The organism is Streptomyces sp. NPDC101237 (genome assembly GCF_044767465.1).
In the GTDB taxonomy this organism is placed as follows: Bacteria; Actinomycetota; Actinomycetes; order Streptomycetales; family Streptomycetaceae; genus Streptomyces; species Streptomyces gramineus.
Genome location: NZ_JBIWNY010000016.1, coordinates 134,721 through 158,507 on the forward strand (window position 1 = coordinate 134,721; position 23,787 = coordinate 158,507).

Here is a 23,787-nt window from a genome sequence, read left to right on the forward strand (position 1 = left end):
GTGGTCAGGACCTGCCGTGGCGCAGCGCGGGGTGCTCGCCCGCCGCCACCAGGTCGGCCACCGCGGCCTTGGGGTCGCGGCCGGTCACCAGGGACTCGCCGACCAGGACCGCGTCGGCGCCCGCGTTGGCGTAGGCGATCAGGTCGTGCGGGCCGCGGACGCCGGACTCGGCGACCTTGACGACGGTGTCGGGGATCTCCGGGGCGACCCGCTCGAAGGTGCCGCGGTCGACCTCCAGGGTCTTCAGGTTGCGCGCGTTGACACCGATCACCTTGGCGCCCGCGTCCACCGCGCGCTCGACCTCGTCCTCGTCGTGCACCTCGACGATCGGGGTGAGACCGATGGAGACCGCCCGCTCGATCAGCGACTCCAGGGCCGGCTGGTCGAGCGCCGCGACGATCAGCAGCGCGAGGTCGGCGCCGTACGCGCGGGCCTCCCACAGCTGGTACGACGTGACGATGAAGTCCTTGCGCAGGACCGGGATGTCCACGCGGGCCCGGACCGCCTCCAGGTCGGCCAGCGAGCCGCCGAAGCGGCGCTGCTCGGTGAGGACCGAGATGACGGCCGCGCCGCCCGCCTCGTAGTCCGCGGCGAGCCCGGCCGGGTCGGCGATCGCGGCCAGCGCGCCCTTGGACGGGCTGGAGCGCTTGACCTCGCAGATCACCTTGACGCCGTCGCCGCGCAGCGCGGCCACGCCGTCCTTGGCGGCGGGCGCCTTCGCCGCGCGTTCCTTGAGCTCGTCGAGGCTGACGCGCGCCTGCCGCTCCGCGAGGTCGGCACGGACTCCGTCGATGATCTCGTCGAGCACACTCACGCGAGCGGTCCCCTTCCGGTTCCGGGCGGTTCTTCCGAGCGGGTCGCAACCCCTGCGGGTCAAAACCCATGGTCATACCGATGGTATCCGCAGGACGGCGCCGACCTCGCATCCGGCCGTCGGCGGCCCCCTCTACCTGGACGTTCGCCGGTCGATCAAGGACGCAACCAGTCGGCGAACGGCAGGTTCCGGACAACGGTGAAGACCAGCAGCAGCGCGCCCAGCGTCCACATCGGCACCGGCCGGAGTTCGATCCGCACGGAGCGGCCGCGTGCCGCGCGCACCACCCAGACGGTCCACACCACGGCGAAGGCCAGATAGGCGGCCACGCCCGCGGCGTTGTCCCGCAGCGCGGCGAGGAGGTCACCGTGGACGAACGCGTGCGCGCCGCGCAGGCCGCCGCAGCCGGGGCAGTACAGACCGGTGAGCCGGTACAGGGGGCAGACCGGGTAGTGGCCGGGCTGGTTGGGGTCGACCGTGCCGACGTAGGCGAAGGCCCCGAGGACGGCGGCCATCACCCCCGCGGGCACGGCCAGGCGTCCCCGCAGGGAGGTCGGCGCCGGGGCGGCCGCGCTGGAGGTGTCGGCGTTCACGCCTCGCATTGTGCCCCCTACCGTCGGCGCACGCGCGCGAGGGGCGCCCCGACGGATCGGGACGCCCCTCGGAGGAAGACTCCGCCGGTCAGCTCTCGGCGGCGACCGGCTCGCGGGTGACGGTCGGGGCGCTGCGCGTCACGAGGGCGGTCTGCTTCGGCATGCCGAGGCCCATGGCGCGCATGATCATGCCGACCACGCCGCCGAGGACCACGATCACCATGCCGGCCCAGAAGCCCACCGGCTGGGCCATCACCATGAAGGCGCCCGAGACGCAGAAACCGATGAAGGCGATGGTGACGCCCGTCCACGCGGCCGGGGTGTGACCGTGGCTGCTGCCCGCCATGACTTGCTCCTCGTTAGCTGGTGCGTGTCGTACGTGCCGTCCGTGGCCGCGCTCGTACGGGTCCGTTGCGGACTCTCTTGCTCCATTGTCCCGTACGCGCACGCGTGCCGGGAGCGGGGGTGGCGTCTGATGCGCCACATCGGCCGCGGCTCCCGCGGGCTCAGGCTCCGGTCGGGTCCTCGCCGCGGTCGAGCGCCTTCCAGATGTCCTCGGGACGGTCCGGGTCCACCGGCTTGGGCGCGCGGCGGGGCCGCTGTGCGCCCGTGCCGCGCTCGTAGCGGCCGGACATGGCGGGCCACAGGCGGCCGTAGCGCAGCGCCAGCAGTCCGGCGACCAGGATCAGCGCGCCGCCGGCCGCGGCGACGTACGGCCAGCCGGTGTGGCTGAGGGCGGCGACGGTGGCGGAGGTGTCGCCGCTGGCCTCGGCGGCCCGCTCGTCCAGGGCGGAGCCGTCGGAGGCGCCCGCGAGGGCGGCGACCACGATGCCGGCGCCGGACAGGGCGAGGAGCCCGGAGACCAGGAAGCGGCCGGCCCTGCGGACGGCGAAGACGGCGACGAGCGCGGCGAGGCCCACTATGGCGAGGGCCGCGGGAACGCCCGTGACGTCGCTGCCCTTGGCGGTCAGCGGGAAGGCGCCGCCGGCCACCGTCGCGGTGCCCTCCGCCCAGCGCTGCCGGCTGGACAACAGGGCCACGGCCGCGCCGAGCGCGCCGAACAACAGCGCCACGGCGAGGCTGCGGCGGCCGGACCCGCTGTGCGCGGCGGCCTCGGAACGGGGGTGAGGAACAGCAGTCACGTACTCCACTATGGCTTGAACCGAGGGCGAACGGTCAACCGGGGTTGGGTGATAAGCGCCCTAGTCGCCCAGTCTGTTGGCCGTGTGCACCGCGCGCAGCACCGCCGCGGCCTTGTTGCGGCACTCCTGGTCCTCCGCGACCGGGTCGGAGTCCGCGACGATGCCGGCGCCCGCCTGGACGTAGGCGGTGCCGTCCCGCAGCAGCGCGGTACGGATGGCGATGGCGGTGTCGGAGTCGCCCGCGAAGTCGAGGTAGCCGACGCAGCCGCCGTACAACCCCCTTCTGGAGGGCTCCAGTTCGTCGATGATCTGCATCGCCCGGGGCTTGGGGGCGCCGGAGAGGGTGCCGGCCGGGAAACAGGCGGTGAGGACGTCGAAGGCGGTGCGGCCCTCGGCGACCTTGCCGGTGACCGTCGAGACGATGTGCATGACGTGCGAGTACCGCTCGACGGACATGAAGTCGACGACCTCGACGGAGCCCGGTTCGCAGACCCGGCCCAGGTCGTTGCGGCCGAGGTCGACCAGCATCAGGTGCTCGGCGCGCTCCTTGGGGTCGGCCAGCAGTTCGTCGGCGAGGTCCTGGTCCTCGCGCGGGGTGGCCCCGCGCGGCCGGGTGCCGGCGATGGGGTGGACCATGGCCTGGCCGTCCTCGACCTTGACCAGGGCCTCCGGGCTGGACCCGACGACGTCGAAGCCCTCGAAGCGGAACAGGTACATGTACGGCGAGGGGTTGGTGGCCCGCAGGACCCGGTAGACGTCCAGCGCGGCGGCGGTGCACGGCGTCTCGAAGCGCTGCGAGGGGACCACCTGGAAGGCCTCGCCGGCGCGGATGCGCTCCTTGACGTCCTCGACGGCGGCCTGGAAGTCGGGGCCGCCCCACAGGGCGGTGTACTCGGGGAGCTCGGAGGGCGGCAGCGCGGCCGGGGGCTGGGCGACCGGGCGGGAGAGGTCGGCCTCCATGGCGTCCAGGCGGGCGATCGCGTCGTGGTAGGCCTCGTCGACGCCGGTGTCGAGGTCGTTGTGGTTGATCGCGTTGGCGATCAGCAGGACCGAGCCCTCCCAGTGGTCCATCACCGCGAGGTCGCTGGTGAGCAGCATGGTCAGCTCGGGCAGCCCGAGGTCGTCCCGCTCCCCGGGGCCGATCTTCTCCAGGCGGCGCACGATGTCGTAGCCCAGGTAGCCGACCATCCCGCCGGTGAACGGCGGCAGGTCCTCGGTGTGCGGGGTGTGCAGGGCCTCGATGGTGGCGCGCAGGGCGGCCAGCGGGTCGCCGTCGACGGGCACGCCGACCGGCGGGGTGCCGAGCCAGTGGGCCTGCCCGTCGCGGGCGGTGAGGGTGGCCGCGGAGCGGACGCCCACGAAGGAGTAGCGAGACCACTGGTACGCCGTGCGGCCGTTCTCGGCCGACTCCAGCAGGAAGGTGCCGGGGCGCTCGGCGGCGAGCTTGCGGTAGAGCGCGACCGGGGTGTCACCGTCGGCGAGGAGCTTGCGGGTGACCGGGATGACGCGCCGGTCGGTCGCCAGCTTGCGGAAGGTCTCCAGTTCCATGGCGGCAGACCTTACCGACCGGACGCCGGGACGCCGGAATCGACGCCGTCGGCGAGGAGCACGTCGGCGTCGAAGCAGGTGCGGTCGCCGGTGTGGCAGGCGGCGCCCGCCTGGTCGACCTTGACCAGCAGGGTGTCGGCGTCGCAGTCCAGGGCGACGGACCTGACCCGCTGGACGTGGCCGGAGGTGTCGCCCTTGACCCAGTACTCCTGGCGGCTGCGCGACCAGTAGGTGCAGCGGCCGGTGGTCAGGGTGCGGTGCAAAGCCTCGTCGTCCATCCAGCCGAGCATCAGTACCTCGCCCGTGTCGTACTGCTGGGCGATGGCGGGCAGGAGGCCGTCGACGCTGCGCTTGAGGCGGGCGGCGATCTCCGGCGCGAGGTTGCTGGACGGGGGCGTACCGGTCGTACTGGTCATGGGTGCCATTGTGCCGCGCGGCACCGGCCGCCAGGGCCCGTGTCCACTGTCCGGACCGTGCGCGGGGCCTTAGGCTGGCGTCATGTCGACCTTCGCCAAGCGTGAACGGCTCCTGCTCGCCGACCTCTTGGAGACCGCCGGTCCCGAGGCCCCGACCCTGTGCGAGGGCTGGGCGACCCGCGATCTGGCCGCGCACGTGGTGGTGCGCGAGCGCCGGCCCGACGCGGCCGGCGGCGCGCTGCTCAAGCAGCTCGCGCCCCGCCTGGAGAGGGTGACGGCCGAGTTCGCCGCGAAGCCGTACGAGGAGCTGATCCAGCTGATCCGTACCGGCCCGCCGCGGTTCTCCCCCTTCCAGCTCAAGCAGGTGGACGAGGCGGCTAACACGGTGGAGTTCTACGTCCACACCGAGGACGTGCGCCGGGCCCAGCCGGACTGGGCGCCGCGCGAGCTGGACCCGGTCTTCCAGGACGCCCTGTGGTCCCGGCTGGAGCGCACCGCCCGGCTGCTGGGCAGGGGCGTGCCGACGGGCCTGGTGCTGCGCCGTCCGGACGGGCAGACGGCCGTCGCGCACCGCGGCACCCCGGTGGTGACGGTGACCGGAGACCCCTCCGAGCTGCTGATGTTCGCCTTCGGCCGGCAGAACGCGGCGAAGGTGGCGGTGGACGGCGACGAGACCGCGATCGCCACCCTCCACGACTCCAAGCAGCTGGGCATCTGAGGAGCCTGCGGTGATCAAGGTCGCGATGACCAGCGTCTACGTCGAGGACGTCGTCAAGGCGCACGCCTTCTACACCGACGTCCTCGGTTTCGAGACCCGCACCCGGCTGGACCTCGGCGGAGGCGTCCTGTTCATCACGGTCGGCGCGCCCGGCGGCGCCCAGCCGGACCTGCAGCTGCTGCTGGAGCCCGGCCAGGGCCCCATCGCGGAGCCGTACCGCAAGGCCGTGTACGAGGCGGGCCTGCCGGCCATCGTCTTCTCGGTCGAGGACGTCCTGGCGGAGTACGACCGGCTGCGCGCCCTCGGCGTCCGGTTCGCGCACGAGCCGCAGGAGCAGGGCCCGGTGATCGCGGCGGTCCTCGACGACACGGTCGGCAACCTGATCCAGCTGGCCCAGCCGAAGGACTGACGGCTCCCCCGGCCGGACCGCCCCGCGCGGGTCAGCGGACGGGGTGTCCGGCACCGCGCAGGGCCTGCTTCACCTCGCCGATGCGCAGGTCGCCGAAGTGGAAGACGGAGGCGGCGAGGACGGCGTCCGCGCCCGCTCCCACGGCCGGGGCGAAGTCGTCCAGCCGGCCGGCGCCGCCGGAGGCGATGACCGGGACGGTGACGTGCGCGCGCACCGCGGTGATCATCTCCAGGTCGTAGCCGTCCTTGGTGCCGTCGGCGTCCATCGAGTTCAGCAGGATCTCGCCGGCGCCCAGTTCGGCGGCCCGGTGCGCCCACTCGACCGCGTCGATGCCGGTGCCGCGACGGCCGCCGTGGGTGGTGACCTCGAAGGTGCCGCCGGGCGTGCGGCGGGCGTCCACGGACAGCACCAGGACCTGCCGGCCGAAGCGCTCGGCGATCTCCCGGATCAGCTCCGGGCGGGCGATGGCCGCCGTGTTGACGCCGACCTTGTCGGCGCCCGCCCGCAGCAGCTTGTCGACGTCCTCGGCGGTGCGCACGCCGCCGCCGACGGTCAGCGGGATGAAGACCTGCTCGGCGGTGCGGCGGACCACGTCGTAGGTGGTCTCCCGGTCGCCGGAGGACGCGGTGATGTCCAGGAAGGTCAGCTCGTCGGCGCCCTCGGCGTCGTACACCTTGGCCATCTCGACGGGGTCGCCCGCGTCGCGCAGGTTCCGGAAGTTGACGCCCTTGACGACCCGGCCGCCGTCCACGTCCAGGCAGGGGATGACTCGGACCGCCAGGGTCACGGCGTCGCCTCCCGCCGGTAGGCCTCCACCTCGACCTCGACGACCAGGCTGGGGTCGACGAAGCCGGACACGATGATCATGGACGCGGCGGGCCGGACGGCGTCGAACAGCTCCTTGTGGGCGCGCCCGACGTCCTCGACGTCCCGTGCGTGGGTGACGTACATCCGGGTCCGCACCACGTCGTCACGGCCGAGGCCCAGCCGGGCCAGCGCCTCGAAGGCGACGTTGAAGGCGTTGACCGTCTGCTCGTAGGGACCGCCGCCGGCGATCTCGCCGTCCACTGTCGAGGTGCAGCCGGAGACCAGCACCAGGCCGTTGGGCAGCTCCACGGCGCGGGAGTACCCGAAGGCCTCCTCCCAGGGCGCGCCTGTCACGACTCGTCGCAGCTCACTCACGGGGCCACAGCCTCCAGTGCTTCTTCCAGGGTGAACGCCTCGGCGTACAGGGCCTTGCCGACGATGGCGCCCTCGACGCCGAGGGGGACCAGTGCGGCCAGTTCCCTGAGGTCGTCCAGGGACGACACGCCGCCGGAGGCCACCACCGGCCGGTCGGTCGCCGCGCAGACGTTCCTCAGGAGTTCCAGGTTCGGGCCCTGCAGGGTGCCGTCCTTGGCGATGTCGGTGACGACGTAGCGCGCGCAGCCCTCCCGGTCCAGGCGGGCCAGCGTCTCGTAGAGGTCGCCGCCGTCGCGGGTCCAGCCGCGGCCGCGCAGCGTCGTGCCCTTGACGTCCAGACCCACCGCGATCCGGTCGCCGTGCTCGGCGATGACCTTGGCGACCCACTCCGGGGTCTCCAGGGCGGCCGTGCCGAGGTTCACCCGGCGGCAGCCGGTGGCCAGGGCGGCCGCCAGCGAGGCGTCGTCCCGGATCCCGCCGGACAGCTCGACCTTGATGTCCATCGCACGGGCGACCTCGGCGATCAGCTCGCGGTTGTCGCCGGTGCCGAAGGCGGCGTCCAGGTCGACCAGGTGCAGCCATGCGGCGCCCGACCGCTGCCAGGCGAGGGCGGCCTCCAGCGGGGAGCCGTAGGAGGTCTCGGTTCCCGACTCGCCGTGCACGAGGCGGACGGCCTGGCCGTCGCGGACGTCGACGGCGGGGAGGAGTTCGAGCGTGCTCACAGTGTTCCGATCCAGTTGGTGAGGAGCTGGGCGCCGGCGTCGCCGGACTTCTCGGGGTGGAACTGGGTGGCCCACAGGGCGCCGTTCTCCACGGCGGCCACGAACGGCTCGCCGTGCGTCGACCAGGTCACGAGCGGGGCCCGCAGCGAGGGGTTGTGCGTCTCCAGCGACCAGTCCTGGACGGCGTAGGAGTGCACGAAGTAGAAGCGGGCGTCGGCGTCCAGGCCCGCGAACAGCTCGGAGCCGGCCGGCGCGTCCACGGTGTTCCAGCCCATGTGGGGCACGACCTCGGCCTTCAGCGGCTCGACCGAGCCGGGCCACTCGTCCAGGCCCTCGGTCTCCACGCCGTGCTCGATGCCGCGCGCGAACAGGATCTGCATGCCGACGCAGATGCCCATGACCGGGCGTCCGCCGGACAGCCGGCGGTCGATGATCCAGTCGCCGCGGGCGTCGCGCAGGCCCCGCATGCAGGCGGCGAAGGCGCCGACGCCGGGCACCAGCAGCCCGTCGGCGTTCATCGCCCGGTCGAAGTCACGGGTGATCTCGACGTCGGCGCCGGCACGGGCGAGGGCGCGTTCGGCGGACCGGACGTTGCCGAAGCCGTAGTCGAAGACGACGACCTTCCTGGCGGATCCGCTCAATTCCACACCTCCAGCCTCACGACGCCCGCCACCAGGCACATCGCGGCGCCGATCGAGAGCAGCACGATCAGGCTGGTGGGCATCTTCTGCTTGACGAAGGAGATGATTCCGCCGACCAGGAAGAGGCCGACGACGATCAGTACGGTGGACAGGCCGGTCATGGCTTTACAGCGCGCCCTTCGTGGAGGGGAGGATGCCGGCCGCGCGCGGGTCGCGCTCGGAGGCGTAACGCAGCGCCCTGGCGAGCGCCTTGAACTGGCATTCCACGATGTGGTGCGCGTTGCGTCCGTAGGGGACGTGCACGTGGAGTGCGACCTGGGCCTGGGCCACGAAGGACTCCAGGATGTGCCGGGTCATGGTGGTGTCGTACTCGCCGATCATCGGCGCCATGCGCTCCGGCTCCGTGTGCACGAGGTACGGGCGGCCGGACAGGTCCACCGTGACCTGGGCGAGGGACTCGTCCAGCGGGACCGTGCAGTTGCCGAAGCGGTAGATGCCGACCTTGTCGCCGAGCGCCTGCTTGAAGGCGGCGCCGAGGGCGAGGGCGGTGTCCTCGATGGTGTGGTGCGAGTCGATGTGCAGATCGCCGTCGGTCTTCACGGTGAGGTCGAACAGACCGTGCCGGCCGAGCTGGTCGAGCATGTGGTCGTAGAAGCCGACGCCGGTGGCGATGTCGGTCTTCCCGGTGCCGTCGAGGTCGATCTCGACCAGGACCGAGGTCTCCTTGGTGGTGCGCTCCACGCGCCCTACGCGGGTCATGCGTCCAGCTCCTTCTTGACTTCACGTACCGCGTCGAGAAACGCGTCGTTCTCCTCGGGGGTTCCGGCGGACACCCGCAGGAAGCCGGGCACGCCGTTGTCCCGGACCAGGACTCCCCGGTCGAGGATCCTGCGCCACACTCCGTGCGGGTCCTCGAACCGCCCGAACTGCACGAAGTTGGCGTCCGACTCGGTGACCTCCAGGCCCAGCGCCCGCATCTCGGCGACCAGCCGGTCCCGTTCGGTCTTCAGCTGCTCGACGTACCCGAGCAGCGTGTCGGTGTGCTCCAGGGCGGCCAGCGCGGTGGCCTGGGTGACCGACGAGAGGTGGTACGGCAGCCGTACGAGCTGTACGGCGTCGACCACCGCGGGGTGGGCGGCCAGGTAGCCGAGGCGCAGACCGGCCGCGCCGAAGGCCTTCGACATGGTCCGGGAGACGACGAGATTCGGCCGACCTTCGAGCAGCGGCAGCAGCGAGGCGCCGTGGCTGAACTCGACGTAGGCCTCGTCCACGACGACCATGGACGGCCGGGCCGCCTGGGCCGCGTCGTACAGCGCGAGGACCGTCTCGGCGGGCACCGCGTTGCCGGTGGGGTTGTTGGGGGTCGTGATGAACACGACCTCGGGCCGGTGCTCGGCGATCGCGCGGCCCGCGGCCTCGGCGTCGAGGGTGAAGTCGGCCCGGCGCGGACCGGCGATCCAGCCGGTGCCGGTACCGCGCGCGATCAGCGAGTGCATCGAGTACGACGGCTCGAAGCCGATCGCGCTGCGGCCGGGGCCGCCGAAGGTCTGCAGCAGCTGCTGGATGACCTCGTTGGAGCCGTTGGCCGCCCAGACGTTCTCGACGCCGAGCGGGTGGTGCCCGGTCCTGGTCAGGTAGCGGGCCAGTTCGGTGCGGAGCCGGACCGCGTCCCGGTCGGGATAGCGGTTCAGGTCACGGGCGGCCTCGCGCACCCGCTCGGCGATCCGCTCGACCAGCGGCTCGGGCAGCGGGTAGGGGTTCTCGTTGGTGTTCAGCCGGACGGCGACGTCCAGCTGGGGCGCGCCGTAGGGGGACTTGCCGCGCAGCTCGTCCCGGACGGGGAGATCGTCGATGCCTGTCACTTGCCCTCGGGTACCTTCCAGCCGAACCTCGCCTTGACCGCCGCGCCGTGCGCCGGCAGGTCCTCCGCCTCCGCCAGCGTGACCACGTGGTGCGCGACGTCGGCCAGCGCGTCCTCGGTGTAGTCCACGATGTGGATGCCGCGCAAGAAGGACTGCACGGACAGCCCGGAGGAGTGGCAGGCGCAGCCGCCGGTGGGCAGCACGTGGTTGGACCCGGCCGCGTAGTCGCCGAGGGAGACCGGCGCCCAGGGACCCACGAAGATCGCGCCGGCGTTGCGGACCCGGTCGGCCACCGCGGCGGCGTCCGCGGTCTGGATCTCCAGGTGCTCGGCGCCGTACGCGTCGACGACGCGCAGGCCCTCCTCGACGCCGTCGACCAGGACGATCGCGGACTGCCGTCCCTTCAGCGCGGGAACGATGCGGTCCTCGATGTGCTTGGTGGCCGCGACCTGCGGTTCCAGCTCCCTGGCCACCGCGTCCGCGAGCTCTGCGGAGTCGGTGACCAGGACGGCCGCGGCCAGCGGGTCGTGCTCGGCCTGGCTGATCAGGTCGGCGGCGACGTGCACCGGGTCGGCCGTCGCGTCCGCGAGGACCGCGATCTCGGTGGGGCCGGCCTCGGCGTCGATGCCGATCCGGCCGGTGAAGTAGCGCTTGGCGGCGGCGACCCAGATGTTGCCGGGGCCGGTGACCATGGTGGCGGCCGGGCAGGACTCGGTGCCGTACGCGAACATGGCGACGGCGGTGGCGCCGCCGGCCGCGTAGACCTCGTCGACGCCGAGCAGGGCGCAGGCGGCGAGGATCGTCGGGTGCGGCAGGCCGCCGAACTCGGCCTGGGCCGGGGAGGCGAGCGCGACGGACGGGACGCCGGCCTCCTGGGCGGGCACCGCGTTCATGATCACGGAGGACGGGTAGACCGACCGGCCGCCGGGCGCGTAGAGCCCGACCCGGTCCACCGGCACCCACTTCTCGGTGACCGAGCCGCCGGGCACGACCTGCGTGGTGCTGGCGGTCCGGCGCTGCTCGCGGTGGACGAGGCGGGCGCGGCGGATCGACTCCTCCAGGGCCGCGCGCACGGCCGGGTCCAGCTCCTCCAGCGCCTTGGCCAGGGCCTCGGCCGGGACCCGCACCTGCTTCAGGGCGACCCCGTCGAACTTCTCGGCGAAGTCGATCAGCGCCGCGTCGCCCCGATGATGCACGGCCTCGCAGATCGGACGCACCTTCTCCAGGGCGGCCGAGACGTCGAAGTCGGCTCGGGGCAGCAGGTCGCGCAGGGCGGGGCCCTCGGGGAGGGCGTCGCCGCGCAGGTCGATTCGGGAGATCACATGCTCAATTCTCTCAGACGGCACTCCGGGCCCGTCCGCGCGTATCAATGGCTGATACAGAACGTGGACCGGTGGGCCGCTGCCTAGCCTGGCCGGAACCCGGAAGATCACCTTCACGTGTTGTGTTCGACGGGTGACGGACCGGGCATCACCGCTGGGCGAGGACCTGACCGACGAGTAGCCGAGGAAGAAGGAAACACCGTGACCGAGGGGGTCCGGGACGGGGAGCTGCCGGACGATCTGACCGCGGCCGAGGCCGGCATGTGGCAGGCCTTCCGCAACGGCAGCGTGTACGACCTGAGCAGCGGCGACGCGCAGGTCGACGATCCGCACGGCGGCCACCCCTGGGGGCCCGAGCGGACCGTGCGGGCGCGGATCGTCTGCTGGCTGCTGCTCGACGGGCCGCCGGCGCTCGCGGGCCGGGTGTCCGCGCTGAAGCTGGCCGGCCTGCGGATCACCGGCGCCCTGGACCTGGCGGGCGGCACGGTCACCCCGTACGTGGAGCTGCGCGGCTGCCGGTTCGACGACGAGGTCCTGCTGCCGGAGGCGCACTTCACGACCGTGCGCCTGGTCGACTGCGCGGTGCCGCGCCTGGAGGCGGCACGGGTGAGCACGGAGGGCGACCTGCACCTGCCGCGCTGCCGCTTCCTCACCGGGGTCCGGCTGACCGACGCGCACATCGGCACCGACCTGCTGCTGAACCAGGCGGTGGTCTACCGCGACCGCAGCGGCCGGTCGATCGCGGCGGACGGCTTGAGCGTCGGCCAGGACCTGCAGGCGGAACTCCTGGAGTCCTACGGGGAGCTGAGCCTGCGCAGCGCCAAGGTGGGCGTCTCGCTGAGCCTGCGCGGGGCCCGGCTGCGCAATCCCAACGGGCGGTTCGCGCTGAACGCTCCGCAGCTGACCGTCGGCCGCACGCTGTACCTGACGCCTGCCGGGGTGGGCGGCCCGTGGCTGAGCGGCACCACTCCGGCGCGCGGGACCCGGATCCAGCGGTTCGAGTGCCAGGGCGGGGTGCGGCTGGACGACGGGCGGTTCGGGGACGCCGTCGACCTGGAGCGGGCGCGCCTGACCTTCCGGGACGACCACGAGCTGTCGCTGCGCCGGGTGCAGGCGCCCGAGCTGCGCTTCCTCGGGGAGGAGCCGGAGCGCGGGCGGGTGGTGCTGTCGGGCGCCCGGACGGTGAACCTGGTCGACCGGGCGACCAGCTGGCCGGGTCCCGGGCGGCTGCACATGGGCGGCTTCGCCTACGAGAACCTGGTGCCGCAGGGCCCGTTCCCGCTGACCCGGCGGCTGGACTGGGTGGCGGCGGCGACCGCCGAGTACAACCCGGAGCCGTACGAACGGCTCGCGACCGTGCTGCGGGCCGCCGGCGAGGACGAGGACGCGCGCGAGGTGCAGCTGGCCAAGCAGCGCAGGCGGCGCGAGACGCTGCCGGTCGCCGCGAAGTTCTGGGGCTACGCGCAGGACCTGACCGTGGCGTACGGCTACCGGCCGGGCCGGGCGGCGGTGTGGATGGCGGTGCTGTGGGCCGCGGGCACGCTCGCCTTCGCGCACGCGCCGCACCCGCCGGTGGACGCGGGCGGGCATCCGGTCTGGGATCCGGCCCTGTTCGTCCTCGACCTGCTGCTGCCGGTGATCGATCTGGGCCAGGTCGGCCAGTGGCGGCTGAGCGGCGGCTGGCAGTGGGCGGCCGCCGTGATGATCCTGCTGGGCTGGATCCTGGCGACGACGGTGGCGGCAGGGGCCACGCGGCTGCTGAGGCGCGTGTAGGCACGGTCGTCAGGGCGGGCACGGCGGGATCGGGCCATATCACTGACAGGTGCCTGACAGATGCCTGACAGGTGAGCGCGCCTCACCTTTTACCTGTCCTTGACCTGAAGCGCTACAACTTTCACGGAGTTGGCCTGGTGGTCTGGCGCGCACTCGGCCTGTCGACTTTCAATGGCGGAACCATGGCTTCACTGCGTGCGCTGTTCCGCTCCGCACGGACGGCGAGAACCTCCCCGCTCCCCGTCCCCGGCTCGCTCCCCGCCGACGACGAGGTGTTCCTCGACGCGCCCGACGAACGGCTGGCCCCCACGCTGGTCGCGGCCGGCCGGGGCGAGTACGGGCCCGCCGCACGGCTGCTGGCCGGCACCCGGGCCGCCGCCGAGTGGGAGGCCCGGGACCGCTACGTGCACCGGCTCGCCCTCTTCGCGCGCTCCCGGGCCGAGTGGCTCGGCGACTGGGCGCAGGCCGCCCCCGACGATCCCGACCTGCTCCTGGTCCGCGCCCAGCTCGCGGTGGACCGGGCCTGGCCCTCCCCGGCCAGATCCGAACTGCTACGCGCGGTGAGTCCCCTGATCACCGCCGCCGCACGCGGCGACGCCCGCGATCCGGTGCCGTGGCGGGTGGCGCTGGACCACGCCCGCGGCTCGGACGCCGGCCACAAGTACTTCGAGGAGCTGTGGGAGGCGGCGGTCCGCCGGGCCCCGCACCACTACGGCTGCCACGTGGCGGCCCTGCGCTACCTCGGCACGTACTGGCACGGCTCGCACGGCGAGTGCTTCGACTTCGCCGACCTGGCCGCCCAGGACGCCCCGGCCGACTCGCTGGTCCAGGCGCTCCCGGCCCGGGCCGCCTTCGCCTACCTCGCCGACGGCTGCGGCCCGGAGGTGCCGCGTGCCCGCCTTGACGCGGCGGCCGACCGGGCAATCGCGCTCTCCGCCCGGTTCCCGGCGGCCGACCCCTGGCCCGCCGAGATCCGCAACAACCTGATGTACCTCCTGGTCCGGCTGGAACGCCGGGAGGCCGCCCGCGCCCAGCTGGACCTGATCGGCCCGGGCGTCACCTCGTTCCCCTGGGACCGCCTGTCCGACGACCCGCTGGGCCATTTCGCTGGGGTGCGCGCGCACCTGCTGGCCGGTACGGAACCGCCTCCGGAGAGCGTCCCGCTGCCCTCCCCGAGGAGCGCGGGACGCCCACGGGCCGAGCACGGCGGACACGTTCCCGCCGCCGACCATTAGGCTGTGGCGCCGTGACCACCGTCCGTCTTCCCCTCTTCCCACTGAACTCGGTGCTGTTCCCGGGGCTCGTGCTGCCGCTGAACGTGTTCGAGGAGCGCTATCGCGCCATGATGCGTGACCTCCTGAAGACCGCCGAGGAGGAATCCCGCCGGTTCGCCGTCGTGGCGATCCGCGACGGCCACGAGGTGGCACCGAGCGCGCCGGGCATGCCGGATCCCACCTCGCGGCCCGACCTGGGCCCGGCCGCCGGCTTCGGGCCCGACCCGCTCAAGTCCTTCCACCGGGTGGGCTGCGTGGCGGACGCGGCGACGATCCGGGAGCGGGAGAACGGCACGTTCGAGGTGCTGGCGACCGGGACCACCCGGGTGCGGCTGCTGTCCGTCGACACGTCGGGACCGTTCCTGACCGCGGAGCTGGAGGAGCTTCCGGAGGAGCAGGGCGACGAGGCGGGCGCGCTGGCGGAGGGGGTGCTGCGGGCCTTCCGGCAGTACCAGAAACGGCTGGCGGGAGCCCGGGAGCGTTCGCTGTCGACGGGGGTCGAGCTGCCCGACGAACCGTCCGTGGTGTCGTACCTGGTCGCCGCCGCGATGATGCACGACATCCCCACCAAGCAGCGGCTGCTCCAGGCGCCGGACACCGCGTCCCGGCTGCGCGACGAGCTGAAACTGCTGCGCTCCGAGACGGCGATCATCCGCAACCTGCCGTCACTGCCCGCGGCCGAGCTGACCCGGTCGCCCACGAGCCTGAACTGAGCCGGGATCCCCGCCATGCCGAAGAAGCCGAACAAGAAGCAGCCCTCCGGAGGAACGCCGGCGACGGTCGCCCTGACCGCGGCGGGCGTGGACTTCACCGTCCACTCCTACGACCACGACCCCTCCCACCCGTCCTACGGCGAGGAGGCGGCCGAGGCCATGGGCGTCTCCCCCGACCGGGTCTTCAAGACCCTGGTCGCGGACGTGGACGGCGCGCTCACCGTCGCGGTGGTGCCGGTGGCCGGCACCCTGGACCTCAAGGCCCTGGCGACGGCGGTGGGCGGCAAGCGCGCGGCGATGGCGGACCCCGCGCTGGCCGAGCGCACGACGGGCTACGTCCGCGGCGGCATCTCCCCGCTGGGCCAGCGCAAGAGGCTCCCCACGGTCCTGGACGCGTCCGCGTCGGCGCACACCACGATCTGCGTCTCGGCGGGCCGCCGCGGCCTGGAGGTCGAGCTGTCCCCCGCCTCCCTGGCCGGCCTGACGAACGCGACCCTCGCCCCCATCGGCCGCGCGTGACCGCCTGACGTCCGGCGCCCGGCGTCACCGGGCGCGGGATCGGGCCCGACGGGACGAGGGCGGCCCTAGGCCGGCGGACCGGCGTAGGGGCCGTCCTGGTACGGCGGCTCCGGGTCCCGCGGCCCGAACAGGGCCGTGAGGCCCAGGTGCACCAGCAGGGCCGCCAGCGGCCATGCGAGCAGCGCGCCCTTCGCCCCCAGCTTCAGCGGTGCCGGGAAGGTGACCCCCTGGCCCACGGCCCTCGCGTGCGCGATCACGTCCGACTCCGGCCCCATCGACATGCCCAGCCGCCACGCCAGCAGCGAGCCGAGCAGACCGCCTACGCCCAGCGCCACCACCAGGGGCACACCGCCGCGCCGCTGCCACAGGAAGGCCGCCACCGCGCTCACCGCACCGAACGCCAGCGCCAGCAGCGTGAACGTTCCGTCCACGCCCACCGCCTGCTCGCCCTCGGTGTCCTGGAGATAGACCACCCAGCCCTTGTCGGAGTGGTCCCCGACCAGCGGGACGTGCGGTGTCAGCCACAGCCACAGCAGCCCGAGCAGCACGCCGCCCACCACCAGGGCGAGCACGATCACCGCGGCCCGAAGCAGTTCGGTCTTCATCCCGGGGCCGTCCTGTCCGTACTCCGCCGCGGACGTCCCGGCGGGCGGCGGCGCCTGCCAGGCCTGGTGCGAGGACTGGTCGTGCGGCTGCGGAGGCGGCGTCAACGGTGCGGTCACCCTGCCATCGTGCCAGGTCGCCCTGTGCGCCGCGTCACCGGACGGCGGCCCGGCGGTACGCGCGGGTGGCGACGGCCAGCGAGACGACCCCCACCCCGGCGCACACGCCCAGGTCAGCGAGGACGACGGCCCAGTCGGGCCGCGCGCCGAAGGTCCGGGCGTAGGCCTCCACGCCGTACGTGGAGGGCAGCAGATCGCGCGCGAACCGAATGATCCCCGGCATCCGGTCGGGCGGCAGCACGCCCAGCAGCAGCGCCGCCGACATGCCCAACTGCCCGAGCAGCGTCGCCAGTTCGGGTCGCGGCGCGAGCAGTCCGCAGGCGGCGCCGAGCCCGGCCAGGGCGGCCCCGGCCAGCGGGATCACGGCCAGCAGGATCCACAGGTTGCCCAGCGGCAGCCCGAACAGCACACAGCCGAAGACGGCCGTCACCAGCGTCCCCGGCACGGTGAAGGAGGCGTAGGCGGCGGCCGCGCCGAGCACCACGGAGGCCGGCGGCACCGGCAGCGTGGCGTAGTGGTCGAGGCCGCCGCTCGCCCGCAGCTGCCCGAAGTACTGCGCGAGCAGGTTCAGGGCCACGAAGGCGACCACCACGACCGACGAGCCCGCCACGACGGACTGGGCCTCGCCGCGGCTGTCCACCACCCCGCGCATCATGATCATGATGCCGACGGACTGGAAGGTCGCGACGAACAGCAGCGGGATCCGCGCCACCCGGGCACGGGAGAGCTGCGCCCGGTAGACGGCCGCGAGCGAGGGCCACAGGCGCGCACGCGGGCCCAGCTCGGCCGGCGCCCGCGGCGCCGACTCCTCCAGGGCCAGGGCACCGCCCGGCAGAACCTCCGCGGGTACGACCCTCACGTCGCGCAGCTCCTCTTCCCAACGGCATCCGCGGCACGTACGGCCGCCGCGCCTTCCCGTACGGGTCCGGTCGTCCCGGCGTTCACGCTCACGCCTTGACCAGCCCCTGCCGTGCGGCGCCGCCCAGCGCCAGATAGACGTCCTCCAGGCTGGGCGTGGCGAGGGTGAAGTCGTCCAGGGCGGCGAACGCGGCCCCGCCGGTCACCGTGGCCACGACGGCGCGCGCCTCCTCGGGCGCGAGCCGCAGCGTCCAGCGGCGGCCCGACTCGACGGCGCGCTCCCGCAGGACGGCCACCTCGGGCACGTCCAGCGGGGCCCGCTCCCGCCACACCAGTTCCACCCGCACCTCGCCGGCGACCCGTTCCTTGAGCCCGGCCGGGGTGTCACAGGCGATGACCCGCCCTTGGTCGAGGACGGCGACCCGGTCGAGCACCGTCTCGGCCTCGATCACGTTGTGGGTGACCAGGACGACGGTCGCGCCGTGCTCGGCCCGCCGCCGGTCGACGGCGGCCCACACGGCCCTGCGGGCCACCGGGTCCATCCCGGTCGTGGGCTCGTCCAGCACCAGCAGCGGCCGCCGTCCCACCAGCGCCGCGGCGAAGCAGGCCAGCCGCCGCTGCCCGCCCGAGAGCTTCTTGATCGCCCGCCCGGCCAGCGGTCCGAGCCCCAGCTCCTCCAGGACCGCGTCCCGCTCGGCGCGGGCCTGCCGTACGTCCAGGCCGCGCAGGCGCCCGGTGGTCTCGGCGGCCAGGGAGACGGTCAGCTCGTCCAGGGCGCTGGACTGCTGGCCGAGATAGGCGAGGATCCGCGCGGCCCGCTCCGGATGGCGCACGATGTCGTGCCCGAGGATCTCGACGGTGCCCTCGTCGGGCCGCAGCAGTCCGGTGAGCTGGCGCACCAGGGTGGACTTGCCGGCGCCGTTCGGCCCGAGCAGCCCGAAGATCTCCCCGCGCCGGACGTCCAGGTCCACCCGGTCGGTGGCTTGGACCTCGGGCACCGCCGGGGTGCCGCGCCGCGCTTTGACCGCGGCGTAGGTCTTGGTCAGCCCACGCACGGCACACACCACGTCGCTCTGCTGCCGAAGTGCCCGACCCACGCCCGTACTCACAAGGGACGAGACTACGGGGTCGGCCCCGTTTACTCGCCTTTGGGGCCGCCGGCCGCACCGCAGCGGGGCCCGCTCATTCGGCCGGCGCGTGCTCCGCCGCGCCCGCCGGCACGTCGATCTCCCGCCAGAAGCCCGCCCGGATGGCGTACCGGTCGTGCTCGTCGATCTGGTCGTCCTTGTGCGCGAGCAGCCCGAATCTGGCCGCGTACCGCAGCAGCTCGCCGTCGATCCGGTGCGGGATCCGCGGGTACATGCCGGACAGCTTCTGCACGTGGTGCCGGTCGCCCAGCCGGGCGATCCACCGCCGGGCGAACACCTGTCCGACCTCGAAGGGGTCCCCGCCGACGGTCGTGATGTCCTCCTCCCGGTCGGCCCACCGCTGCTCCGCGGTCGTCAGCTGCGCCAGCGTCGGCATGGAGGCGGCCTCGGCCGGTTCCGGGACGGCACCCGGCCGGTCCACCCAGCCCTTGTCGGAGGACCAGCGCAGGGTCGCGGTGGCCGGAAGGTGCGCCGGCTGGGCGCCGGGCGCCCGCAGCGCGGCGAGGTCCTTCGGCGTGGGCACGCCCTTGGGCGCGGGCAGCCGCTCGACCGAGCCGTTCTCCGCCGCGCCCGCCACCGGCTCCCGCTCGGCCTCCTCCGTCCCCGGCTCGGCCGCGGCGGCCAGTCCCGACTCGGGCAGCGGCGCGGAGAGGATCGCGGCGATCTCGGGCCGGGGCGCGGGCGGCGGCGCGCAGACCCCGGTCAGCTCCTTCGCCCGGACCGCCTGGGTGATCCACGCGCGGTCCAGGACCCGCCGCTCGTCGGCCTCGGCGACCAGGTCCTCGGACTGGTTGTAGTCCCCGTCGGCGGCCTGCACGGCCCACAGGTGGACGGCGACCCCGTGCTCCTTCGCGGCCATCATGCCGGGCAGCAGATCGCCGTCGCCGGTCACCAGCACCACGTCCGAGCAGGCGCGGTTGCGGGCCAGTTCGGTCAGCTCGGCATGCATGGCGGCGTCCACGCCCTTCTGCGCCCAGCGGCCGTCGCTGCGGGTCAGCGCACCGAGCCGGACGGTCACCCGGGGCATCACGCGCAGCCGCCGGTGCTCGGGCTGCGGGACGCGGTCGGGGGCGCCGTCGAACCAGTAGATGCGCAGCAGCGGACGCTCGGTGTCGGATTCCGCGCGGTCGCGCAGCGCCTGGATGAGCGCGGCGTGGTCGACGGTGATCCGGGACCGGGAGGGCTCACCGGCGAGGAGGCTGGCGGCGGCACCCAGCAGATACCCGGCGTCCACCAGGACGATGCATCGGTCCACGCGACTCACCCTCTTTCCGGGAGGTTTGCCTTCGGGGCTTCCTTCGAGTCTGCCCGACGGCACGGGGGTTAACGGCCCGAACTCGATCTTCGGCGTGGCGTTTCGGCGCTCCACTCCCCGACAAACCCTGTCACACACGGTAATTATCCGAAATGCGTCCGTTGTCAGCCTATGTGAATCTGAATTCGGCCCCTAGATCCCCCCCAGGAGGCAGATCACCATGGCCAAGAACAAGAACCGCAAGCAGGGTGGCTCCCAGAACCGCGCGGCGCAGACCGAGCAGGGTCACGAGCACGCGCAGCGTACGCCGACGGAGTCCCACGACTCGCCGGTGTCGCACATCCAGGGCAGCCCCGCGGATGTTGCTCGCAAGAAGCAGAAGAGCTTCGGCCACAACTGACCGGACTCCCGGGTCCGTCAGGGCGGTTGAAGCCCCGTACGAAGGAGGGGCGCACCCGATGCGGGTGCGCCCCTCCTTCGTGCCCGGGGCCGCTTGGGCCCGAAGCCGGACCTATCCGGCCAGGCAGGAGGGTCCGAGCAGGACCTTCAGGTCGCCGAAGAGCGCCGGATCGGGCTTCACCCGGTGCCGGTCCAGGCGCAGCACGGTCGTCTTCGTCGGCCCCTGGAGCTTGATCCGGACCTCGCTGTCGCCCTTGTGGTGGCTGAGGATCTCGCCGAGGCGGCTGACCATCGGCGGGGTGATCCGGGTGGCGGGGATGGTGAGCACCACAGGCGCGTTGGCGCCCGCGGCGGACAGGTCCGGGATCGCCATCTCCATCGCCACCAGACGCGGCACGTCCTCGCGCTTGTCGAGGCGGCCCTTGACGAACACGACGGCGTCCTCGACGAGTTGGGTCGAGATGAGCTGGTAGGTCGCCGGGAAGAACATGCACTCGATGGAGCCCGCGAGGTCCTCGACGGTGGCGATCGCCCAGGCGTTGCCCTGCTTGGTCATCTTGCGCTGGAGGCCGGAGATGATGCCGCCGATGGTGACGACCGCGCCGTCGGCGTGCTCACCGCCGGTCAGCTGCGCGATGCCGGCGTCGGCCTTGTCGGAGAGCACGTGCTCCAGGCCGAAGAGCGGGTGGTCGGAGACGTAGAGACCGAGCATCTCCCGCTCCTGGGCGAGCAGATAGGTCTTGTCCCACTCGTCGGTGGTGAACTCCACGTCGAGGCCGAACCCGGGCTCGCTGCTGTCCTCCTCGCCCATCCCGCCGAAGAGGTCGAACTGTCCTTCGGCCTCCTTGCGCTTGACCTGCACCACGTTGTCGATCATCGGCTCGTACTGGGCGGTGAGGCCCTTGCGGGTGTGCCCGAGGGAGTCGAAGGCGCCCGCCTTGATGAGGGATTCCGTGGTGCGCTTGTTGCAGGCGGTGGCGTCGACCTTGTCCAGGTAGTCGGGGAAGGAGGCGAACTTCCCCTTCGCCTTGCGGGCCTTGATGATCGACTCGACGACACCGGTGCCGACGTTGCGCACGGCCTCCAGGCCGAAGAGGATCACGTCGTCGCCCTGGGCGGCGAAGTTGTGCACCGACTCGTTGACGCTCGGCGGGAGCACCTTGATGCCCATGCGGCGGCACTCGTTGAGGTAGACGGCCGACTTGTCCTTGTCGTCCTTCACCGAGGTGAGCAGTCCGGCCATGTACTCGGCGGGGTGGTTCGCCTTGAGGTAGGCGGTCCAGTACGAGACCAGGCCGTACGCGGCGGAGTGCGCCTTGTTGAACGCGTATCCGGCGAAGGGGACCAGCACGTCCCACAGGGCCTGGATGGCCTCGTCGCTGAAGCCCTTGTCGCGGGCGCCCTTCTGGAAGAGGACGAAGTTCTTCGCCAGTTCGTCGGGCTTCTTCTTGCCCATCACGCGGCGCAGGATGTCGGCCTCGCCGAGCGAGTAGCCGGCGATGATCTGCGCGGCCTTCTGCACCTGCTCCTGGTAGACGATCAGGCCGTAGGTGACGGCCAGGACCTCTTCGAGGGGCTCCTCCAGCTCCTTGTGGATCGGGGTGATCTCCTGGAGCTTGTTCTTGCGCAGCGCGTAGTTGGTGTGCGAGTCCATGCCCATGGGGCCGGGACGGTAGAGCGCGGAGACGGCGGAGATGTCCTCGAAGTTGTCGGGCTTCATCAGGCGCAGCAGCGAGCGCATGGGGCCGCCGTCGAACTGGAAGACGCCGAGGGTGTCGCCGCGCTGGAGGAGCTCGAAGGTCTTCGGGTCGTCCAGCGGCAGGGCCAGCAGGTCGAGGTCGATGCCCTTGTTGGACTTCACCATCTTGACGGCGTCGTCCATGATCGTCAGGTTGCGCAGGCCGAGGAAGTCCATCTTCAGCAGGCCGAGCGACTCGCACTGCGGGTAGTCCCACTGCGTGATGGTCACGCCGTCGGTGTGCCGCACCCAGATCGGGGCGTGGTCGACGATCGGCTCGCTGGACATGATCACGCCGGCCGCGTGCACACCCATCTGCCGGACCAGGCCCTCGACGCCCTTGGCGGTGTCGATGACCTTCTTGACGTCCGGTTCGTTCTCGTACATCGCGCGGATCTCGCCCGCCTCGTTGTACCGGGGGTGCGAGGGGTTGGTGATGCCGTCCAGGTCGATGCCCTTGCCGAGGACGTCGGCGGGCATCGCCTTGGTGAGGCGGTCGCCCATCGCGTACGGGTAGCCCAGCACGCGCGCGGAGTCCTTGATGGCGTTCTTGGCCTTGATCTTGCCGTAGGTGCCGATCATGGCGACCTTGTCGGCGCCGTACTTCTCGGTCACGTACCTGATCACCTCGACGCGCCGGCGCTCGTCGAAGTCGATGTCGACATCGGGCATGGAGACGCGCTCGGGGTTGAGGAACCGCTCGAAGATCAGACCGTGCGGGATCGGGTCGAGGTCGGTGATGCCCAGGGCGTACGCGACGATCGAACCGGCCGCGGAGCCTCGGCCGGGGCCGACCGCGATGCCGTTGTTCTTGGCCCACATGATGAAGTCGGCGACCACGAGGAAGTAGCCGGGGAACCCCATCTGGATGATGACGTCCAGTTCGTACTCGACCTGCTTCTGGCGGTCGTCCGGGATGCCGCCGGGGAAGCGGCGCTCCATGCCCCGGCGGACCTCCTCCTTGAACCAGGTGACCTCGGTGTAGCCGTCGGGGATGTCGAACTTCGGCATGAGGTTCTTGGCCTCGAACATGCCGGTCGTGTCGACCATCTCGGCGACCAGGAGGGTGTTGGCGCAGCCCTGCTGCCAGGCGTCCGAGGAGTCCACGGCGTACATCTCCTCCGTGGACTTCAGGTAGTAGCCGGTGCCGTCGAACTTGAAGCGGTCCGGGTCGGAGAGGTTCTTGCCGGTCTGGATGCACAGCAGGGCGTCGTGGGCGGTCGCCTCGTGCGCGTACGTGTAGTGCGAGTCGTTGGTGACCAGCGGCGGGATGCCGAGCTTCTTGCCGATCTCCAGGAGGCCGTCGCGGACCCGGTGCTCGATCTCGATGCCGTGGTCCATCAGCTCCAGGAAGTAGCGGTCCTTGCCGAAGATGTCCTGGTAGTCGGCGGCCGCCTTCAGGGCCTCGTCGTACTGCCCGAGGCGGAGCCGGGTCTGGAGCTCGCCGGAGGGGCAGCCGGTGGAGGCGACGATCCCCTCGGACCACTGGGAGATGGTCTCCTTGTCCATCCGGGGCCACTTCTGCAGCCAGCCCTCGGCGTAGGCGTCGGAGGAGAGCCGGAAGAGGTTGTGCAGGCCGGTCTTGTTCACCGCCCACATCGTCTTGTGGGTGTAGCCGCCGGAACCGGAGACGTCGTCCCGCTTCTGGTGCGGCTGGCCCCACTGGATCTTGCGCTTGTTGCGCCGGGACTCGGGGGCGACGTACGCCTCGATCCCGATGATCGGGGTGACTCCGGCCTTCTTGGCGGTGTGGAAGAAGTCGTACGCCCCGTGCAGGTTGCCGTGGTCGGACATGGCGATGTGCGTCATGCCCATCTCATTGCAGGCGTCGAACATGTCCTTCAGCCGCGCGGCACCGTCCAGCAGCGAGTACTGGGTGTGGACGTGCAGGTGCGTGAAAGGCGGCTTCGACACGGTTTCGGCCTCCAGAGGAAATCAGGCGTCGACGATCTCCCGACCGACTGCGGACAGTCTGGTGGGACGGCGAAATCCTATGCCTCGGCACTGACAATCCACCCA

General features: G+C 72.4%; 26 protein-coding genes. 7 read left to right on the top strand and 19 right to left on the bottom strand.

Annotated features, from left to right (window positions below; genetic code table 11):
- Nucleotides 1–4: 4 nt before the first annotated feature.
- From trpC to hisI, 6 genes are all read right to left on the bottom strand, one after another.
- Nucleotides 5–814 (bottom strand): indole-3-glycerol phosphate synthase TrpC, encoded by an 810-nt coding sequence (gene trpC / locus ACIRQ9_RS24555; protein ID WP_404177264.1) that lies wholly within the window; start codon nucleotides 812–814, stop codon nucleotides 5–7.
- Nucleotides 815–969: 155 nt separating this feature from the next.
- Complete coding sequence (locus ACIRQ9_RS24560; RefSeq protein WP_404177267.1) at nucleotides 970–1,416, bottom strand: DUF2752 domain-containing protein; 447 nt, start codon at nucleotides 1,414–1,416, stop codon at nucleotides 970–972.
- Between the two features lie 79 nt (nucleotides 1,417–1,495).
- Complete coding sequence (locus tag ACIRQ9_RS24565; protein WP_404177270.1) at nucleotides 1,496–1,753, bottom strand: HGxxPAAW family protein; 258 nt, start codon at nucleotides 1,751–1,753, stop codon at nucleotides 1,496–1,498.
- A gap of 160 nt (nucleotides 1,754–1,913) precedes the next feature.
- Entirely contained in the window at nucleotides 1,914–2,558 is a 645-nt protein-coding gene (locus tag ACIRQ9_RS24570) for a TIGR02234 family membrane protein (protein ID WP_404177273.1), read from the bottom strand.
- Nucleotides 2,559–2,609: 51 nt separating this feature from the next.
- Entirely contained in the window at nucleotides 2,610–4,097 is a 1,488-nt protein-coding gene (locus tag ACIRQ9_RS24575) for an anthranilate synthase component I (protein ID WP_404177276.1), read from the bottom strand.
- 11 nt (nucleotides 4,098–4,108) lie between these two features.
- Nucleotides 4,109–4,513 carry a phosphoribosyl-AMP cyclohydrolase gene (gene hisI / locus ACIRQ9_RS24580; protein WP_404177279.1) on the bottom strand — a complete coding sequence of 135 codons (405 nt, stop codon included), beginning with the start codon at nucleotides 4,511–4,513 and terminating at the stop codon, nucleotides 4,109–4,111.
- An 82-nt stretch (nucleotides 4,514–4,595) separates the two neighbouring features.
- Here hisI and ACIRQ9_RS24585 point away from each other — a divergent pair, with 82 nt between their 5' ends.
- Both ACIRQ9_RS24585 and ACIRQ9_RS24590 read left to right on the top strand, forming a co-directional pair.
- Nucleotides 4,596–5,231, top strand: coding sequence for a TIGR03085 family metal-binding protein (locus ACIRQ9_RS24585; RefSeq protein ID WP_404177282.1), 636 nt, complete (start codon nucleotides 4,596–4,598; stop codon nucleotides 5,229–5,231).
- A 10-nt stretch (nucleotides 5,232–5,241) separates the two neighbouring features.
- Nucleotides 5,242–5,640 (top strand): VOC family protein, encoded by a 399-nt coding sequence (locus ACIRQ9_RS24590; RefSeq protein ID WP_404177285.1) that lies wholly within the window; start codon nucleotides 5,242–5,244, stop codon nucleotides 5,638–5,640.
- 31 nt (nucleotides 5,641–5,671) lie between these two features.
- Here the strand turns inward: ACIRQ9_RS24590 and hisF are convergent, their stop codons facing one another.
- Genes hisF through hisD form a run of 8 tightly spaced genes read right to left on the bottom strand, consistent with a single transcriptional unit; the run spans nucleotide 5,672 to nucleotide 11,369 of the window.
- Nucleotides 5,672–6,427 (bottom strand): imidazole glycerol phosphate synthase subunit HisF, encoded by a 756-nt coding sequence (gene hisF / locus ACIRQ9_RS24595; RefSeq protein WP_404177288.1) that lies wholly within the window; start codon nucleotides 6,425–6,427, stop codon nucleotides 5,672–5,674.
- On the bottom strand, nucleotides 6,424–6,822 hold the full coding sequence (locus ACIRQ9_RS24600; protein WP_404177291.1) for a RidA family protein: 399 nt from the start codon (nucleotides 6,820–6,822) through the stop codon (nucleotides 6,424–6,426). The genes hisF and ACIRQ9_RS24600 overlap by 4 nt, the downstream gene beginning before the upstream one ends.
- Complete coding sequence (priA, locus tag ACIRQ9_RS24605) at nucleotides 6,819–7,544, bottom strand: bifunctional 1-(5-phosphoribosyl)-5-((5-phosphoribosylamino)methylideneamino)imidazole-4-carboxamide isomerase/phosphoribosylanthranilate isomerase PriA (RefSeq protein ID WP_404177294.1); 726 nt, start codon at nucleotides 7,542–7,544, stop codon at nucleotides 6,819–6,821. Before priA ends, ACIRQ9_RS24600 begins: the two co-directional genes overlap by 4 nt.
- Nucleotides 7,541–8,191 (bottom strand): imidazole glycerol phosphate synthase subunit HisH, encoded by a 651-nt coding sequence (gene hisH, locus ACIRQ9_RS24610; RefSeq protein WP_404177297.1) that lies wholly within the window; start codon nucleotides 8,189–8,191, stop codon nucleotides 7,541–7,543. Before hisH ends, priA begins: the two co-directional genes overlap by 4 nt.
- Nucleotides 8,182–8,346 carry a hypothetical protein gene (locus ACIRQ9_RS24615; protein ID WP_351325110.1) on the bottom strand — a complete coding sequence of 55 codons (165 nt, stop codon included), beginning with the start codon at nucleotides 8,344–8,346 and terminating at the stop codon, nucleotides 8,182–8,184. Before ACIRQ9_RS24615 ends, hisH begins: the two co-directional genes overlap by 10 nt.
- Before the next feature lie 4 nt (nucleotides 8,347–8,350).
- On the bottom strand, nucleotides 8,351–8,944 hold the full coding sequence (gene hisB, locus ACIRQ9_RS24620) for an imidazoleglycerol-phosphate dehydratase HisB (protein ID WP_351325112.1): 594 nt from the start codon (nucleotides 8,942–8,944) through the stop codon (nucleotides 8,351–8,353).
- Nucleotides 8,941–10,047, bottom strand: a complete 1,107-nt coding sequence (locus ACIRQ9_RS24625) for a histidinol-phosphate transaminase (protein ID WP_404177302.1) — start codon at nucleotides 10,045–10,047, stop codon at nucleotides 8,941–8,943. Before ACIRQ9_RS24625 ends, hisB begins: the two co-directional genes overlap by 4 nt.
- The gene (gene hisD / locus ACIRQ9_RS24630) at nucleotides 10,044–11,369 is read right to left on the bottom strand and encodes a histidinol dehydrogenase (protein ID WP_404177305.1); all 1,326 of its coding nucleotides are present in this window, start codon (nucleotides 11,367–11,369) and stop codon (nucleotides 10,044–10,046) included. The genes ACIRQ9_RS24625 and hisD overlap by 4 nt, the downstream gene beginning before the upstream one ends.
- Nucleotides 11,370–11,630: 261 nt before the next feature.
- Here hisD and ACIRQ9_RS24635 point away from each other — a divergent pair, with 261 nt between their 5' ends.
- From ACIRQ9_RS24635 to ybaK, 4 genes are all read left to right on the top strand, one after another.
- On the top strand, nucleotides 11,631–13,142 hold the full coding sequence (locus ACIRQ9_RS24635) for an oxidoreductase (RefSeq protein ID WP_404177475.1): 1,512 nt from the start codon (nucleotides 11,631–11,633) through the stop codon (nucleotides 13,140–13,142).
- A 182-nt stretch (nucleotides 13,143–13,324) separates the two neighbouring features.
- The gene (locus tag ACIRQ9_RS24640; RefSeq protein WP_404177307.1) at nucleotides 13,325–14,377 is read left to right on the top strand and encodes a hypothetical protein; all 1,053 of its coding nucleotides are present in this window, start codon (nucleotides 13,325–13,327) and stop codon (nucleotides 14,375–14,377) included.
- Between the two features lie 11 nt (nucleotides 14,378–14,388).
- Complete coding sequence (locus tag ACIRQ9_RS24645; RefSeq protein WP_404177310.1) at nucleotides 14,389–15,129, top strand: LON peptidase substrate-binding domain-containing protein; 741 nt, start codon at nucleotides 14,389–14,391, stop codon at nucleotides 15,127–15,129.
- A 15-nt stretch (nucleotides 15,130–15,144) separates the two neighbouring features.
- Nucleotides 15,145–15,648 carry a Cys-tRNA(Pro) deacylase gene (gene ybaK / locus ACIRQ9_RS24650; RefSeq protein WP_404177313.1) on the top strand — a complete coding sequence of 168 codons (504 nt, stop codon included), beginning with the start codon at nucleotides 15,145–15,147 and terminating at the stop codon, nucleotides 15,646–15,648.
- A gap of 65 nt (nucleotides 15,649–15,713) precedes the next feature.
- On the opposite strand, the gene ACIRQ9_RS24655 is transcribed toward ybaK, so the two are convergent.
- The 4 genes from ACIRQ9_RS24655 to ACIRQ9_RS24670 form a co-directional block, all read right to left on the bottom strand.
- Entirely contained in the window at nucleotides 15,714–16,370 is a 657-nt protein-coding gene (locus ACIRQ9_RS24655; protein ID WP_404177316.1) for an AAA family ATPase, read from the bottom strand.
- Between the two features lie 34 nt (nucleotides 16,371–16,404).
- Nucleotides 16,405–17,229, bottom strand: coding sequence for an ABC transporter permease (locus tag ACIRQ9_RS24660; RefSeq protein WP_404177319.1), 825 nt, complete (start codon nucleotides 17,227–17,229; stop codon nucleotides 16,405–16,407).
- Between the two features lie 88 nt (nucleotides 17,230–17,317).
- The gene (locus tag ACIRQ9_RS24665) at nucleotides 17,318–18,292 is read right to left on the bottom strand and encodes an ABC transporter ATP-binding protein (protein WP_404177478.1); all 975 of its coding nucleotides are present in this window, start codon (nucleotides 18,290–18,292) and stop codon (nucleotides 17,318–17,320) included.
- Nucleotides 18,293–18,410: 118 nt separating this feature from the next.
- A complete protein-coding gene (locus ACIRQ9_RS24670; RefSeq protein WP_404177322.1) occupies nucleotides 18,411–19,631 on the bottom strand; it encodes an NYN domain-containing protein in 1,221 nt (406 codons plus the stop codon).
- Between the two features lie 220 nt (nucleotides 19,632–19,851).
- Between ACIRQ9_RS24670 and ACIRQ9_RS24675 the strand changes: the two genes are divergently transcribed.
- On the top strand, nucleotides 19,852–20,031 hold the full coding sequence (locus ACIRQ9_RS24675) for a hypothetical protein (protein ID WP_404177324.1): 180 nt from the start codon (nucleotides 19,852–19,854) through the stop codon (nucleotides 20,029–20,031).
- A gap of 111 nt (nucleotides 20,032–20,142) precedes the next feature.
- Here the strand turns inward: ACIRQ9_RS24675 and dnaE are convergent, their stop codons facing one another.
- Nucleotides 20,143–23,682, bottom strand: a complete 3,540-nt coding sequence (gene dnaE, locus ACIRQ9_RS24680) for a DNA polymerase III subunit alpha (protein WP_404177327.1) — start codon at nucleotides 23,680–23,682, stop codon at nucleotides 20,143–20,145.
- Nucleotides 23,683–23,787: the final 105 nt, after the last annotated feature.

What these genes read in the sequence shown, in the direction of transcription:
- ACIRQ9_RS24560 (WP_404177267.1), bottom strand. Translation starts at nt 1,416, where the DNA reads ATGCGAGGCGTGAACGCCGACACCTCCAGCGCGGCCGCCCCGGCGCCG.
- ACIRQ9_RS24565 (WP_404177270.1), bottom strand. Translation starts at nt 1,753, where the DNA reads ATGGCGGGCAGCAGCCACGGTCACACCCCGGCCGCGTGGACGGGCGTC.
- ACIRQ9_RS24575 (WP_404177276.1), bottom strand. Translation starts at nt 4,097, where the DNA reads ATGGAACTGGAGACCTTCCGCAAGCTGGCGACCGACCGGCGCGTCATC.
- hisI (WP_404177279.1), bottom strand. Translation starts at nt 4,513, where the DNA reads ATGACCAGTACGACCGGTACGCCCCCGTCCAGCAACCTCGCGCCGGAG.
- ACIRQ9_RS24585 (WP_404177282.1), top strand. Translation starts at nt 4,596, where the DNA reads ATGTCGACCTTCGCCAAGCGTGAACGGCTCCTGCTCGCCGACCTCTTG.
- ACIRQ9_RS24615 (WP_351325110.1), bottom strand. Translation starts at nt 8,346, where the DNA reads ATGACCGGCCTGTCCACCGTACTGATCGTCGTCGGCCTCTTCCTGGTC.
- hisB (WP_351325112.1), bottom strand. Translation starts at nt 8,944, where the DNA reads ATGACCCGCGTAGGGCGCGTGGAGCGCACCACCAAGGAGACCTCGGTC.
- ACIRQ9_RS24635 (WP_404177475.1), top strand. Translation starts at nt 11,631, where the DNA reads ATGTGGCAGGCCTTCCGCAACGGCAGCGTGTACGACCTGAGCAGCGGC.
- ACIRQ9_RS24640 (WP_404177307.1), top strand. Translation starts at nt 13,325, where the DNA reads ATGGCTTCACTGCGTGCGCTGTTCCGCTCCGCACGGACGGCGAGAACC.
- ybaK (WP_404177313.1), top strand. Translation starts at nt 15,145, where the DNA reads ATGCCGAAGAAGCCGAACAAGAAGCAGCCCTCCGGAGGAACGCCGGCG.
- ACIRQ9_RS24675 (WP_404177324.1), top strand. Translation starts at nt 19,852, where the DNA reads ATGGCCAAGAACAAGAACCGCAAGCAGGGTGGCTCCCAGAACCGCGCG.